Here is a 14438-nt window from a genome sequence, read left to right on the forward strand (position 1 = left end):
ACCCAAGTGCTTCGGAGAACGGGCGTCGGGTTCGATGCGTTGGTGCGTAACCATTCGGCAATGTCGCCGCAATGTTCTGCATAGTAAACTTGACGCCCCGCAGTTGTCAGCGGGCCTCATCACCCTTAGTGCTCAAGCCTAGGAAGTCGCTTTCCATCAGATGTTCTTAGGCGCAGCCTCTTTCGAAGGTGCTTGTCTTTCGCGCTGCGCTTAGATCCGGGGTGTTCGTTGTCAACCCCAAAAAGTCGCAAGGACTTCGCTGCTATGCGGTCGAGACTGACGGCACTTCTGATGGCAATCTCGACCTATCAGGCGTGGGATTTCTACCACCTTGCAACGCGAACACCGGACGCTCATGTCGTCGCCGACGCAGTCGCGTAGGTAGTGGGCGGCCTCGCGATCCTTTGGTTCGTGATTCGAAAACGGTGTCGTCGTGTCAGCCCAAACCGACCTGTTTCTGAGGCGCTACCTGGCGCAGCCAAGGTACGAGGGCAGGTGATGGCGGAACGAAACGAGGTGGCAATTCAGGCGACGCGGCAGTTGTTGCAGTCGATGCTGCTGCAGTTCGAGCGCTGGAAATATACGCCATCGGAAACGGAAGTGGCGATGCTTCTCATAAAAGGGTTGACCCTTGAAGAGTGCGCTCACTCGCTAGCGTGGCATGATGTGACGGTGCGGACAATTGCCGCGGGCGTATTCGCCAAGGCGAACCTCAGCAATCGCCATCAATTTGCCGCCTACTTTTTCGGTGATCTGTTGGTTGAGCCGATCGAGCCTGCACCTCGATCAAAAACCGGTGAGTGTAGGCACGACGCCGGCATGTAAGTTGTCGCGCTTGACCTTCAAGCAAAGACCGGAACGGTAAAAATCCGATTATTGGTATCTGTGCCACAGTACGGTGCTGTGGCTGTATCTCTATTTCGATGAACAAACTTCTTCAAGCTATACACGAAAGCTTGCCGCAGTGGCTGGCAGATTGGTTCGACATTCTTGTTCCCGCTATCGAGGTCGTGCTGATTGCGGCTGGCGCATGGTTAGCAGTGCGCATCGCGCGGCGGTTGCTTAGAAAGCTGACCAATACATATTCTCTGCCAGGAAAAGTTGCGGCGCTGTCTTTGCGTGTGGTCGCGACCATCGTGTACGTAGCTGCCACGCTCTGGGCTCTGGAGCGAATGGGCGTGTCTGGAACCGTCCTGTGGACCGCATTCACGGGATTTGCCACTGTCGGGGCGGTCGCGTTTTTCGCCGCGTGGAGTGTACTCTCGAACCTGTTCTGCGCGCTCCTGATATACGTCACCGGTGCGTTCCGCATTGGGGATGTTGTGGAGCTTCTTGAGAACGGGGAAAAGCCGGGAATTAAGGGCCGTGTGCTCGACGTAAATCTCGTCTATACCACCTTACTGGAAACAACAGTCGAAGGACAAGAGGTGGTGCTGCAGCTGCCGAACAGTCTGGTGTTTCAACGTGTGCTACGAAGGTGGAAGTAACCGCAAGGGTGGCGCGGTCAGGCAAGGACGGAGACCGGCGCAAGAAGGGAAGCCCCGCTTCGCTTTTTTGAGGCCGAGCAAACTACTCAAGACCTTAAGCCGCTGGCGTCCGCGATGTCGGCGGACGCCGCAATACTGCTTGACTTCAGTGGCAGTGACGAATGCCGGTCTTGTGGTCCATATGGCAGCCTTGGCTGTCAGTCCCACCACTATGCGCCCACACGCCGCCCGACGCACAGGCCAGAACGGCCGTGAGAATGATGGTGATCCGTTTCAAGAAAGGTCTCCCTGGAGTGTTGGTTAGCGGTCTCAGTCTGCCGCAAGTTCCACACTATCATCACTGCGATTGCCAGCCCTCCCCGCCGCGGTAGGGCTGTTGCGGCTGTGTCACAACTGTCTGCGCTCGCTACGGCCAACGCACCTCAGCAACTTAACGAAAATGCTGACGGCCGCTGGCGCCCAAGTTTGTAGGTGAATCGACGCATAGCGTCCCCGCAATCCCGATGGCCTCGCCGATGGCCAGGCCATCAGGGTTCTGCGTGCTCTGCCTGCGCCGCAGCCACAGGTCACCGACGACATTGAACTGTGGCTGGCACCGCGGGCCGTGCGCGCATTGCGAGCCCACGGCATTTCCACACTGGCGGACCTGACCGTGCGCGTGCCGCGCCGGCGCCGCTGGTGGGGCGCGATCCCGGGGCTGGGGCAAGCGAGCGCGCGGCACATCGAGGCCTTCTTCCACGCCCATCCGCGGTTGACGGAGCGTGCGCGTGCCCTGATCGTCGGCGCGCCGCCAGGCGAGGTGGTCCCGTGGGAGCGGCTGAAACTGCCCGACGAGGTGGACGGCTCGCGAGGCAGCTTCCGGGCACCGCGACAGGCCTGCACGCTCGACGCATCGAACGACTACGAAGCCGTGCAGGCCTGGCTCGCCCTGCACGAAACCCAGACCACGCAGCGCGCCTATCGCAAGGAGGCGGAACGCCTGATCCTGTGGGCGATTATCGAGCGCGGTCGGGCGCTGTCGTCGCTTACGACCGAGGACGCCATCGCCTACCGCGGGTTCCTGCGGCGACCAACTCCGCGTGAGCGCTGGATCGGGCCACCGCGGGCACGCAGCGCGCCCGACTGGCGCCCCTTCGCACGGGGGCTATCGGCACGTTCGACGGCCTACGCCCTCACGGTGCTGGGCGCCATGTTCCGATGGCTGATCGAGCAGCGCTATGTATTGGCCAACCCGTTTGCCGGCATCAAAGTCCGCGGCCGCACGCGGGTCGCGCCACTCGATACCACACGTGGCTTTACTGAGGGCGAATGGCTGCTGGTGCGCACCATTGCCGATGGCCTGGAATGGTCGTACGGGTGGGACGTGCCCGCAGCGCAGCGCTTGCGCTTCATTCTCGATTTTGCCTACGCGACCGGCCTGCGGGCCAGCGAACTGGTTGGCGCGACGCTGGGCGATATCCGCACTGACGAGCGCAACGACCGCTGGCTGCACCTGGTCGGCAAAGGTGGGCGCCCGGGAAAGGTGGCGCTACCGCCACTTGCGCGAACCGCACTCGATCAGCATCTTGTACAGCGCGGACTGCCGGTGACACCAGCCCGTTGGGACCCCAGGACACCCTTGATCGCCAGCCTGGAGCAGGACAGCGTCACTAACATCACCGGCACCCGGCTGTGGATGGTAATGCGGCGCTTCTTTGGCCAGGCCGCGGACATCATCGCCGGCGACCACCCGACACTCGCCGAAAAGCTGCGCCGAGCCAGTCCCCACTGGACGCGGCATACCCACGCTACACACGCCCTCGCTCGCGGCGCGGAACTGACCACCGTGCGCGATAACCTACGCCACGCGTCGGTGGCCACCACCTCGATTTACTTGCAAAGCGACGAAGTCAAGCGGGCACACCAAATAGGTCAGGCCTTTGCCGCTCGGTAGCCGACGTCCGTGCCGACTGGCTTAGCGTGCAATATTTTCCGTTTTCTGAAGCGACCCCAATGAGCTGATGGTGGTCGGCCCGCTGCGCGTGCGCAGCGCCTGCTCGCATCACCTGTGTCCGGTGATGGGGCGCGCTTGGGTCGGGGTGATGCCAAATCAGGAGTCACAACTGATCGGCCTGTCGAAATATGCCCGCTTGATCGACTGGGTGATGAGCCGCCCGCAAATCCAGGAAGAGGCGATCAAGCAGATCGCCGACCTGCTGGAGGAGCGCATGGCACCGGACGGCCTGGCCGTTGTGCTGGAGGCAGAGCACTACTGCATGCACTGGCGCGGCGCGAAGGACGACGAGTCACGCATGGTCAGCAGCGCGATGCGCGGCGTGTTCCTGACGGATGCCAATTTGCGGCGGGAATTCCTGGCGCTGCTGCCCGGCCGCAACAACGAATGAGCGTATTCACACCCACAGAGGGCGCAATTCGAACATCCATCACTTTTTTCGGCAGCGCATCGCGGTGGTCGGCTCGGGTATCTCCGGGCTGGCCGCGGCGCATTTTCTTGCGAAGAGTCACGCCGTGACGCTGTTTGAGTCGGCTCCTCGACTGGGAGGGCACACGAACACGGTCGACATCGAGGAGGGCGGCCAGGTGTTCGGTGTCGATACCGGCTTTCTCGTCTTCAATACGCGCACCTACCCGAACCTGATCGCCTTGTTCGATGAGTTGGATAGCCATCTTCTGGGCCAGGTCCGGGCGGTGGAAGATCTCGCTCATCGTGCACCTTAGGATAAATTATTCAATTTTAATAATTAGTCGGCCCTGAATAATTCCCTCTGCGGGCTCGCCGAGCGCTTCAGCGAAGTGATGTGGCGAGCTGCTCGAGATGTAGGGAGCAAAGAAACCAGGCAAAAAGAAGCCGCAGCTTCCGCAAGATCAACCGGATGTTATGGCCTGCGCCGCAGAGGACTGCATGCAGGGCATCGCCGAGTGTGCCCTTCAGCCAATTGCGATCGAGCTTGCCGTCGGCCTTCATGTGCCCAATGGCAGGCTCGATCGCACTGCGCCGCCTAATCATCGCTTTGATGACTCGGGTAACACCTCGCTTTTGGCCTGAGCGCAGGATGCGGATGCCATCCACCTCTGCACCGCGATAGCCGCGGTCCACCACGGCAATCTCCGGACGGACGTTAGAGAGAATCTGGGCCTGCTCGAGCGCCTCGTAGAGCGTGTGACCGTCATACGGGTTGCCGGGCATGGAGCGAGAGCCAATCACCAGCCCTTCCTTGTGCGTCGTCGTGATCGACACCTTCACACCGAATTCATACGGCTTGCGGGCTTTGCCCTTGCTGATGCACTCAACCTCCGGCGCATGCAAGGCGTACAGCTTGTTCTTGTCGTCGGTGCGCTGTGTCAGCAGTCGGTGTACTCGTGCCAGGAGGTCTTGCAGTGCGTTGCGCTGCGGTTCGGGCACGGCACCAAGTTGGCGCTCCACATCCCGATACACCCGCCCGACGCGCGAACGCAGGGTCCGCAGGGTGCGCCGCATGCGCGTGTATTGCTTCGCATGGGCGTAACGCCCGATCTGTGCGGCGAGTCTCGGTGCCTCGCGGTTGTAGTTCTGCCGCAGTTTCAAGCCCAGCCGCTTCGCTGCCTTCACCAAGTGCACTCGGCCTCGTTCCAGCAGGCGCGAATCCGTCGGATGTGCCACCGCCTTCTCCATGACGGTGGTGTCAACGATCACGCGTCGCAAACTCGACTCCCTGACTGCACCGGCACGCCGGGCCGCCTCAATCGTGTGCGCCAGCAATTCCTCGACGCCCGCCTCACCCAGCCGGCGACGCCAGCGTGACAGGCTGGACGGATCAACCGGCGGATCGGTCTGCAAGTACGTCTCGCCTGTGAAGAACTGCCAATAGGGATTCTCCACCCAGCCCCACACCACGTCTTCATCGGACAGGTCGAATGCATGCTGCAGGTACAGCAGGCCGGCGATCAGTCGCGGGCGTGTCGCCGGGCGGCCACGCTTCGAAATGAAGCTCTCCGACAGCGCTTGCTCCAGGGCCTGCCAGTCGATCAGCCCCGCCAGTTGCACCAAGGGGTGGCGCATGTTGATTTGCTCAGCCAGCGGCTGCTTGAACAACTCGCCAGTCTGCGGCGTGATCGGCGTTGGGCCCATTCAGACCTCGTCGGAATTTGCAGGATTCTGTGTGCCAATATGCCTCATCCTTGCAATTCCTGATATCCGCTTCTTCCCTCAATGCCTTGCTACGCCTGGCTTTCCGGGATTGTTCAGGGCCGACTAATTATAGACCATCAGTAATCTATTATAAGCGCCTTGGCACGCTCGCGACGGCTCGGCCGCCGCCCGGCAGCCCGCTCTGGCGGTGGCCCCTCATTTGTCAGTAATGCGCATCAGTCGGTGGCCGGCTCCCGCCGTCGGCGGGTGCGGTTCGCGATGCGCTCGGCATCTTTGCGCGCGCGCTTCGCTGCGATGGCCGACAAGGATCGGCCGGGCCCCTATTTCTTGCGCGGCGCGGTGTTGCGCTCCACCTTGGCCGCAGACGCCGCCTCTTGGGTCTCGACGGCACGGCTAGGCGCGGCACCCTTGGCTTGCAACTCCGCGCGTGCCTCGGCCAGCTCGCGCAGCAACCCGACGTGCTCGCGGTGCGCCTCCTGGAGCCGTTGGTCGGCTTGCGCTTCGCGCTCCTTCACAGCTTGCAACTCCGCCTCGATCCGCTGGCGCTCGCGCACCTCGCCCTCCAGGCGGGCGATCGCCACCGCCGCGCCCTGCTCGGCTGCGACGCGCCCGGCGCGCTCGCGCTCCAGCGCCTCGCGTAGTGCCTGCAGATCGGCCTCCACGCGAGGCATCGCCTCCAATCGCAGTTGGGTCTTGGCCAGCTCCGTGCGCGCAATCTCCGCCGCGAGCCGTTCCTGCTCCGTCTCACCGCGCGCCAGGCCGAGATCCACCTCCAACTGCGCTGCCCGCCCGGCCACCGCCTCGCGCTCACGGACAGCGATATCCAGGTCCTGATCCAGTCGCTCGATCGTCGTGCCTAGCCGCTCGCTCTCAAGCGCGAGGTCCGCGCTGATCTGCTGCTGCTCCGCCAGTTCAGCTGCCAGCGCGGCCTTGCCATCCGCCACCGCCTGGCCGACGTAGTTGGCGAGTGCCACCTGGAACGCGGCCGGCAGCGTGACTGGCACCTCGGCCGCCGGAACTTGCTGGCCCTTCCACACGTCGAGCAGCCGCATGACCGTCGCCTGGCTGCCGATGTTCCCGAGGCGCTCGCGGACCGCGCGTACCGTCGGCTTGGCGCCGGCGGCGCGCAGCGCCTCAGCGGCGGCATTCACCTGCTCCTGCGTGATCGAGGCTTCACGAGCCATGCTTACTCCTTTTCGCTTTGTTTCGTAACGTTATGTTATGGATGTTATGAAAGGTGATTTACGTAAGCAAGGGGGCGTGGATGCCCGGGCGGTGGCGCGACGGGCCACGGTTGGGGGGAGACGAAGTGGGGCCGCGCCGCGCGGACGGGCGGGCAGTTTGGGCAAGGCGGAAGACGAGGGGCGACAGGGCGACGAGCGGGCTCATCACTCCTCGGCGCACAGAGATAGCGCGACTGCTAGAACTGGCGGAAGAAGTCTGCGGACTGCCCGGCGTTGACCGCGCGCTGCAGCCAATCGGGCATAGCCCCCTCGCCGTCCCAGGTTTGGCCGTTGGCACTGGCATAGCGGGCGGGCGTGGCGACAGCGGAGCGCTGGCGCGGGCGCGGGCCGAAGCAGCCGGCCGCCAGCAGGTCTGCGGGGGTGATGCCATGACGGGCCATCTGGACTCGAATCCAGGTCACCGCCTCGGCGCGTTCAATTTCAACTGACATGGCCCTGCATGGTACACCGTCCCGGCGCGTGTGGCCGCTCATCGCACCGCCACTGCAGCATAGACGCCACCGCGTTCGCCAGCACTGGCGTCCCCCCGCCTTGCCTCGCTATACTTCGCCCGCATAATTCCAACAAACAAGATTTAATCGCAATATATGAGAGTCAACGGGGTAGCTAATCGGAGGGCCGCAGGTCCTTTCACAGCGTGCAACGAACCTGTGCAACTCCCGCCGCCCCAACTTTCAGCTGCATTGGGACATTGCCCTTCGAGCGGCATGATGCTTGCCTGACCGTTATTTTTTTCTGAGTTTTGCCAACATGATCCAGATCCATGGCTCAAGCCAATCAGCGGCGCAACATGGCAGCTGCTCCGGTTGCAGTTCCGATGAGGCGGCCCCGATTGAAATGGCGTTCGCATTTCAGCCCATCGTCGATCTGACATCGGGCGGCGCCTATGCGTATGAAGCCCTCGTGCGCGGCCCCAATGGCGAGTCTGCGGCATCGGTGTTGTCGCAAGTAGATGATGCGAACCGCTATCGTTTTGATCAGCGTTGCCGCACCACTGCGATTGAGCAGGCGGCCGGGATGGGGATGGACAGCTTCCTGTCGATCAACTTCATGCCGAATGCAGTCTATCAACCCGCCGCATGTATTCGCACCACGTTCGAAGCGGCCGAAAAATACGGCTTTCCAATCGACCGGATCATCTTCGAAACGATCGAAGGCGAAAACATCATCAACCGTCCCCATCTCTTACAGATTTTCCGTGCTTATAAGTCGTTCGGCTTCCAGACCGCAATCGACGACTTTGGCGCGGGGTATTCGGGCCTTACGCTCCTGGCGGAGTTCCAGCCCGACCTGATCAAGCTTGACATGGCACTTGTGCGTGGCATCGATGCGGATCACGTGCGTCAGCGCATTGCTTGCGGCGTTCTGACGATCTGCAACGACCTGGGAATTCGCGTGATCGCCGAAGGGATTGAAACGCCGGGCGAGCGCGACTTCCTTGCGGCAACCGGTATAACGCTCATGCAAGGCTATCTGTTCGCGAAACCCGCTTTCAGGGCGATTCCATCGATATCGAATGCAGACTAATGTTACCACAGACGTTTGAATGGAGTGGTTGTAGGCGCGCCGATTATCCCGTCTCAGGTCAAACGGTCAAGTCGGTGTAGGGCTGGGTCACATGAATCTCGGGATCCTGTTCAACCAGGTCGGGAATAGCACATGAGCGCACCACTGCTGAAACTGTTTCAGGCCACTGTCATGCAAGCGTGGAACGCGATCGTGATCACCGATGCCGATCTCTCTGCAGGTTGCCGAGTACAAATCGCTAATCCGGCGTTCAGTGCAATGACTGGTTATTCTCTGGACGAGTTGCGCGGCCGCTCTCTCAAGGTCCTTCAAGGACCGGACACCGATCCCGCCGTGATCGATGACCTTCGCACCTGCTTGAAAGAGGCCCGCTTTTTTGAGGGTACTGCAACGAACTATCGTAAAGACGGTTCAAGCTACATCGTTCGGTGGAACATTTCGCCGGTTCGCGACGACAGTGGAGTGCTCACCAATTTTGTCTCGGTGCAGGAGGATATCTCCGACTACGTACGCGCGGAACGTGCGAACCGCCTGCTAGCACGCGCACTCGACGCGACTAGTGACCTTGTGATGCTAACAGACGAAAAAGCACGGATCATCTTCGCAAACACAGCCTTTGCTAATGCTACCGGCTACGCGGTCGAGGAGATCAGGGGCAAAACGCCCGCCTTGTTTAAATCCGGGACGCATGACGAGGCTTTTTATGCCGCTCTGCGTCGGTCACTTGCGAGCGGCCAAGATTTTCGCGCAACCTTCATCAATCGGCGACGTGACGGCTCCCTTTACCACGCCGAGCAGAGCATTTCGCCGATCTGCGACGACAAAGGCCGAATCACTCACTACATCAGTGTCAGCAAGGACATTTCCAGACGGGTCGAAATGGAGCAGGCGCTGTGGCACGCGGCAACCAAGGACAAGCTCACTGGCCTGCACAACCGTCATTATGGCGAAAAGATCCTCGGCGACGCCTACATGAACGCCCGGACACGTGGCGGCCCGCTTACCCTGATCATATGTGACATTGACCACTTCAAGCAGATTAACGACCACTTTGGTCACCCCACTGGAGACCGCATCCTGACCGAAGTTGCCGGCATCTTGCGGCAAGCGGTGCGCAGTCGCGACGCAGTGATTCGCTGGGGCGGTGAAGAGTTTGTGGTCGTGCTCGATAATTGCACGCGAGTTGATGCCATCGAACTCGCCGAGCGTATCCGGGCCCGCGTTAACGCCTTTCAAGACGCCGAAGTTGCCACGCTGACGCTTTCCCTTGGACTTGCGACACTCACGCTGGACGAAACAATCGATCAACTTATCGCCCGTGCCGATGCCGCGCTTTACGAGGCGAAGCGGGGGGGGCGCAACCGTCTATCAGTTTCGGGGAATGAGAGAAAAGCCTCACCTGACCCGAGTTGAGCTAAGGTCACGAGATGGAGGCTCATCGGAGTTGTCAAATTATCGGACTACAATCCGAAGAACGCATGCGCATCGAGATTTGGAAGGCTGAAGATGTCAGCCGGTTCTGTCGCAGTAAGCGAGTTGGGACGAGGCGCCGCGGAGTTCAGGCAGCGTCTATGCGGCCAGAGAATAGAATTGGCCTGCAGCGGACGGACCGCTCCCCGCAGGGTCCAGCATCTGGCCCTTGGCAAGCATGTGCATCAACTCGATGCCACCCAGCAGGATGCGAGCGCAGCGAAAGTCCTTGAATCCCAGCATCGGCCGGGTCAGGCGCTTGATAGCCCAGTGGTCCTGCTCGACGATGTTGTTCAGATATTTGACTCGCCGCACGACGATGGGCGTTGCCAGCCGGGCCTTGAGGTTGTGCAGCGCCGCCAGGTTGGTCGGACTGCCGCCGATGGTAACCGTGTCGGGCTGGCCGTGCCGCGCAATCGCCTTCTCGAAAAAGCGCCGCGCCGCTGCTTTGTCTCGCTGGGCATGCAGCAGAAAGTCGATGGTGCTACCCGTGCTGTCGACGGCCCGGTACAAGTAGTCGGCCCTGAATAATTCCCTCTGCGGGCTCGCCGAGCGCTTCAGCGAAGTGATGTGGCGAGCTGCTCGAGATGTAGGGAGCAAAGAAACCAGGCAAAAAGAAGCCGCAGCTTCCGCAAGATCAACCGGATGTTATGGCCTGCGCCGCAGAGGACTGCATGCAGGGCATCGCCGAGTGTGCCCTTCAGCCAATTGCGATCGAGCTTGCCGTCGGCCTTCATGTGCCCAATGGCAGGCTCGATCGCACTGCGCCGCCTAATCATCGCTTTGATGACTCGGGTAACACCTCGCTTTTGGCCTGAGCGCAGGATGCGGATGCCATCCACCTCTGCACCGCGATAGCCGCGGTCCACCACGGCAATCTCCGGACGGACGTTAGAGAGAATCTGGGCCTGCTCGAGCGCCTCGTAGAGCGTGTGACCGTCATACGGGTTGCCGGGCATGGAGCGAGAGCCAATCACCAGCCCTTCCTTGTGCGTCGTCGTGATCGACACCTTCACACCGAATTCATACGGCTTGCGGGCTTTGCCCTTGCTGATGCACTCAACCTCCGGCGCATGCAAGGCGTACAGCTTGTTCTTGTCGTCGGTGCGCTGTGTCAGCAGTCGGTGTACTCGTGCCAGGAGGTCTTGCAGTGCGTTGCGCTGCGGTTCGGGCACGGCACCAAGTTGGCGCTCCACATCCCGATACACCCGCCCGACGCGCGAACGCAGGGTCCGCAGGGTGCGCCGCATGCGCGTGTATTGCTTCGCATGGGCGTAACGCCCGATCTGTGCGGCGAGTCTCGGTGCCTCGCGGTTGTAGTTCTGCCGCAGTTTCAAGCCCAGCCGCTTCGCTGCCTTCACCAAGTGCACTCGGCCTCGTTCCAGCAGGCGCGAATCCGTCGGATGTGCCACCGCCTTCTCCATGACGGTGGTGTCAACGATCACGCGTCGCAAACTCGACTCCCTGACTGCACCGGCACGCCGGGCCGCCTCAATCGTGTGCGCCAGCAATTCCTCGACGCCCGCCTCACCCAGCCGGCGACGCCAGCGTGACAGGCTGGACGGATCAACCGGCGGATCGGTCTGCAAGTACGTCTCGCCTGTGAAGAACTGCCAATAGGGATTCTCCACCCAGCCCCACACCACGTCTTCATCGGACAGGTCGAATGCATGCTGCAGGTACAGCAGGCCGGCGATCAGTCGCGGGCGTGTCGCCGGGCGGCCACGCTTCGAAATGAAGCTCTCCGACAGCGCTTGCTCCAGGGCCTGCCAGTCGATCAGCCCCGCCAGTTGCACCAAGGGGTGGCGCATGTTGATTTGCTCAGCCAGCGGCTGCTTGAACAACTCGCCAGTCTGCGGCGTGATCGGCGTTGGGCCCATTCAGACCTCGTCGGAATTTGCAGGATTCTGTGTGCCAATATGCCTCATCCTTGCAATTCCTGATATCCGCTTCTTCCCTCAATGCCTTGCTACGCCTGGCTTTCCGGGATTGTTCAGGGCCGACCAAGTACTTCCACTTGCCGCGTACCTGCATGTAGGTTTCGTCCATGCGCCAACTCTTACTCACCGGGCGCTTTTGCCGACGGAAGATTCTGTTCAGCGCCGGCAGCAGCTTCGGCGCCCAGCGGTGCACAATCGAATGGTCCACTGAGATGCCACGCCCGGCCAGCATCGCTTCGAGATGACGCGGGCTCAGCGGATAGACCACGTACCAGCGCACACAGTTCAACATGACTTCCAGCGGGTAGTGCCGGCTCTTCAAGACTTTCGCCACTTCCGGGTTCATTACTGCTGCCCAGACACGAGTGTCCGACACCAGCTCATCTACCGAAGGCTCACTGCGACAGAACCGCTATGAGTGATGCCGTGAACCCGCCTCGCGGCTTCCTGTTGGGAAAAGCCTGATTAGGGTGAATACTTCGAGCGCCCCTCCTTCCTGACAGCGCCTGTAATATGGCCGATGCCACAAGCAACTGGTGGAGAACCACAGGCGACGCGCGAATACAGACAGGCTTGCTGCCATCACGCTGGTCAACCTGCGCGTCTGAATGCATTGTATCTAGCTTGTGGACCGGCCCCGATGCCAGTCGTGTCGTTGTGCCATCGCCGATAGCCCCACAGTCCCGCACTCATCATTTGTCTGATCCGCTCCTATTGCCATCATGCCCGAGGGAGCGCGGCAGATTCCACTGGTACCGCAGCGAGAGGTAACGCAGCGCGAAGCACGCCATCAAGGCGGCCCAGGTCCGCCCACTGGATACCCATCCCAGGCGCTCGCCAGCCACTTCGATGACGGCGCCCACCAGCGCCGCCGACGCATAGACCTCGCGCCGAAGGATCACCGGCACCCGATTGAGTAGCACGTCACGCGCCACACCACCACCCACGGCGGTAACTACGCCGAGTAGCATCGCCACCTCAGCGTTATGGCCAAAAATCATCGCCTTCTGCGCACCAGTGACGGCAAAGAACCCCAGCCCCAAAGAATCGAACAGGGTCACCGGATGAGCAAGGCGCACGACCAGTGCGCGTGCAGCGAGCGTCATCCATGCCGCCACCATGGCGACGGCGAGATAGCGCCAATCGGTTAGTCCGGCGGGCGGCACGGCCCCGATGCACAGGTCGCGCAACACGCCCCCGCCGCAAGCGACCGCAAAGGAAATAACGATGACACCAAACCAGTCGAGGCCGCGGTCTCTGGCTGCGACGGCACCGCTGATGGCAAAGGCAAAGGTGCCGGCCAGATCAAAAAACGTGAACAGACGGTGATCATTCAGGCTGGCAGGAGCCAATTCGTGGACGTTCACACACGGGGACACAACCAAGCGCTGGCGGCAGTCAGCATGGCCTGCAAGCCGGTCTCCAGCGTCGGATGGATCTGCGGCGCGAACTTCGGTGAGTGGTTGCTGGGGATTTTGTTGATGGTCTTTTCCTGTTTGGCCTTGGCGTACACCGCCGGATCGGTGCCTCCGACAAACCAAAACACATAGGGCACGCCCCAGGTGCGACCGAAGATGCTGAAGTCTTCACTGGCCGATGCCGGACCGAGTGCCAGCGATGCCTTCTCACCAAACTGGCGGTCGAAGGCATGTGCCACCTGTTGCGTAGCGGCCAGGTCGTTCTCGGTCAGCGGGTAGCTGTTGATGGTGGTGAACTCGGGTGGGCGCTCGGCGCCGGAGGCGTCGCACTCGGCACAACAGATGCGGCGGATCGAACTGAGCATATACTCGCGCGTGTCCTCACTAAAGGTGCGCATGTTCAGCTTGATGGTAGCGTCGTCGGGGATGATGTTCTCCTTGGTACCGGCCTGCAACGAGCCGATCGTGAGCACCGCCGGCTCGGTCGGCGCGACTTCCCTAGAGACAATGGTCTGCAGGCGCAGCGTGGTCGCTGCGGCCATGATCACCGGATCGATCGAGGTTTGCGGCTGCGAGCCGTGTGAACCGCGTCCGAACAGCTTGATCTTCAGGCTGTCTCCCGCCGACAGTGTGATACCGGGCCGGTAGTTCACGGTGCCGGCCGCGCCGACCATCACGTGCTGACCGAGGATGATGTCGGGCTTCGGAAAGCGGCCTTCGCCCCAGTCACGCACCATGGAGGATGCGCCCTCGGCCGTTTCTTCACCCGGCTGAAATACGATAATCAGTGTGCCGCTCCAGGCGGTGCGATTTGCAGACAGGATACGCGCGGCACCAATCATCCAGGTCACGTGCATGTCATGACCGCATGAATGCGCGACGCCAACCTCTACGCCTTCATCGTCACGCGCCGTCACAGTGCTGGCATACGGCAGCCCGGTGTCCTCGGCCATCGGTAGCGCATCCATGTCGGCGCGTAGCATCACGGTCGGGCCTGTGCCGTTCTTCATCACACAGACCACGCCAGTCACGCCGACGTTGCGCGTCACCTCGTAGCTCAGACCTTCCATGGCGTCGGCGACGATCTTCGCGGTGCGGACTTCCTGCATCGACAACTCGGGGTGCTGGTGGAGGTCCTTATAGAGCGCTTCGAGTTCGGCCATCAGTGCGGGATCGGCGCGGTCGAGGGCTTGAGTGAGGGCATTCATGATAGCTCCAGAAGT

At 61.5% G+C, this 14438-nt stretch carries 11 protein-coding genes and 5 pseudogenes; 7 read left to right on the forward strand and 9 right to left on the reverse strand.

Annotated features, from left to right (window positions below; genetic code table 11):
- Positions 1–498 precede the first annotated feature (498 nt).
- Together BKK79_RS38390 and BKK79_RS38395 are read left to right on the forward strand one after the other, a co-directional pair.
- Positions 499–825: a helix-turn-helix transcriptional regulator gene (locus BKK79_RS38390; RefSeq protein WP_049768032.1), complete on the forward strand. Its 327-nt coding sequence runs from the start codon at positions 499–501 to the stop codon at positions 823–825.
- 98 nt (positions 826–923) lie between these two features.
- A complete protein-coding gene (locus tag BKK79_RS38395; protein WP_012435773.1) occupies positions 924–1487 on the forward strand; it encodes a mechanosensitive ion channel family protein in 564 nt (187 codons plus the stop codon).
- Positions 1488–1632: 145 nt separating this feature from the next.
- Here BKK79_RS38395 and BKK79_RS41015 read toward each other — a convergent pair whose 3' ends face one another.
- Entirely contained in the window at positions 1633–1710 is a 78-nt protein-coding gene (locus BKK79_RS41015; RefSeq protein WP_223819874.1) for a YHYH domain-containing protein, read from the reverse strand.
- A 297-nt stretch (positions 1711–2007) separates the two neighbouring features.
- Here BKK79_RS41015 and BKK79_RS38400 point away from each other — a divergent pair.
- The 3 pseudogenes from BKK79_RS38400 to BKK79_RS39955 form a co-directional block, all read left to right on the forward strand.
- Positions 2008–3420, forward strand: a pseudogene (locus BKK79_RS38400) (phage integrase family protein); the annotation flags it as partial.
- Positions 3421–3478: 58 nt separating this feature from the next.
- Positions 3479–3871, forward strand: a pseudogene (folE, locus tag BKK79_RS38405) (GTP cyclohydrolase I); the annotation flags it as partial.
- 34 nt (positions 3872–3905) lie between these two features.
- Positions 3906–4145, forward strand: a pseudogene (locus tag BKK79_RS39955) (FAD-dependent oxidoreductase); the annotation flags it as partial.
- A gap of 127 nt (positions 4146–4272) precedes the next feature.
- On the opposite strand, the gene BKK79_RS38415 reads toward BKK79_RS39955, so the two are convergent.
- From BKK79_RS38415 to BKK79_RS38425, 3 genes are all read right to left on the reverse strand, one after another.
- Positions 4273–5595 carry an IS5 family transposase gene (locus tag BKK79_RS38415; RefSeq protein WP_071037935.1) on the reverse strand — a complete coding sequence of 441 codons (1323 nt, stop codon included), beginning with the start codon at positions 5593–5595 and terminating at the stop codon, positions 4273–4275.
- Positions 5596–5936: 341 nt separating this feature from the next.
- Positions 5937–6800 (reverse strand): DNA-binding protein, encoded by an 864-nt coding sequence (locus tag BKK79_RS38420; RefSeq protein ID WP_071040841.1) that lies wholly within the window; start codon positions 6798–6800, stop codon positions 5937–5939.
- Between the two features lie 236 nt (positions 6801–7036).
- Positions 7037–7291 carry an H-NS histone family protein gene (locus BKK79_RS38425; protein ID WP_071040842.1) on the reverse strand — a complete coding sequence of 85 codons (255 nt, stop codon included), beginning with the start codon at positions 7289–7291 and terminating at the stop codon, positions 7037–7039.
- A gap of 319 nt (positions 7292–7610) precedes the next feature.
- Between BKK79_RS38425 and BKK79_RS38430 the strand changes: the two genes are divergently transcribed.
- Complete coding sequence (locus tag BKK79_RS38430; RefSeq protein WP_071040843.1) at positions 7611–8387, forward strand: EAL domain-containing protein; 777 nt, start codon at positions 7611–7613, stop codon at positions 8385–8387.
- A gap of 132 nt (positions 8388–8519) precedes the next feature.
- Positions 8520–9800 carry a sensor domain-containing diguanylate cyclase gene (locus BKK79_RS38435; protein WP_071040844.1) on the forward strand — a complete coding sequence of 427 codons (1281 nt, stop codon included), beginning with the start codon at positions 8520–8522 and terminating at the stop codon, positions 9798–9800.
- 156 nt (positions 9801–9956) lie between these two features.
- Here BKK79_RS38435 and BKK79_RS38440 read toward each other — a convergent pair.
- The 5 genes and pseudogenes from BKK79_RS38440 to BKK79_RS38455 form a co-directional block, all read right to left on the reverse strand.
- A pseudogene (locus BKK79_RS38440) lies at positions 9957–10373 on the reverse strand (IS6 family transposase); the annotation flags it as partial.
- A 41-nt stretch (positions 10374–10414) separates the two neighbouring features.
- The gene (locus BKK79_RS38445; protein ID WP_071037935.1) at positions 10415–11737 is read right to left on the reverse strand and encodes an IS5 family transposase; all 1323 of its coding nucleotides are present in this window, start codon (positions 11735–11737) and stop codon (positions 10415–10417) included.
- Between the two features lie 124 nt (positions 11738–11861).
- Positions 11862–12143, reverse strand: a pseudogene (locus tag BKK79_RS39960) (IS6 family transposase); the annotation flags it as partial.
- A 346-nt stretch (positions 12144–12489) separates the two neighbouring features.
- On the reverse strand, positions 12490–13134 hold the full coding sequence (locus BKK79_RS38450) for a trimeric intracellular cation channel family protein (protein WP_071040876.1): 645 nt from the start codon (positions 13132–13134) through the stop codon (positions 12490–12492).
- A gap of 26 nt (positions 13135–13160) precedes the next feature.
- Positions 13161–14423, reverse strand: coding sequence for a M20 family metallopeptidase (locus BKK79_RS38455; protein ID WP_071040845.1), 1263 nt, complete (start codon positions 14421–14423; stop codon positions 13161–13163).
- Positions 14424–14438: the final 15 nt, after the last annotated feature.

The sequence above is a fragment of the Cupriavidus sp. USMAA2-4 genome, from assembly GCF_001854305.1.
GTDB lineage: Bacteria > Pseudomonadota > Gammaproteobacteria > Burkholderiales > Burkholderiaceae > Cupriavidus > Cupriavidus malaysiensis.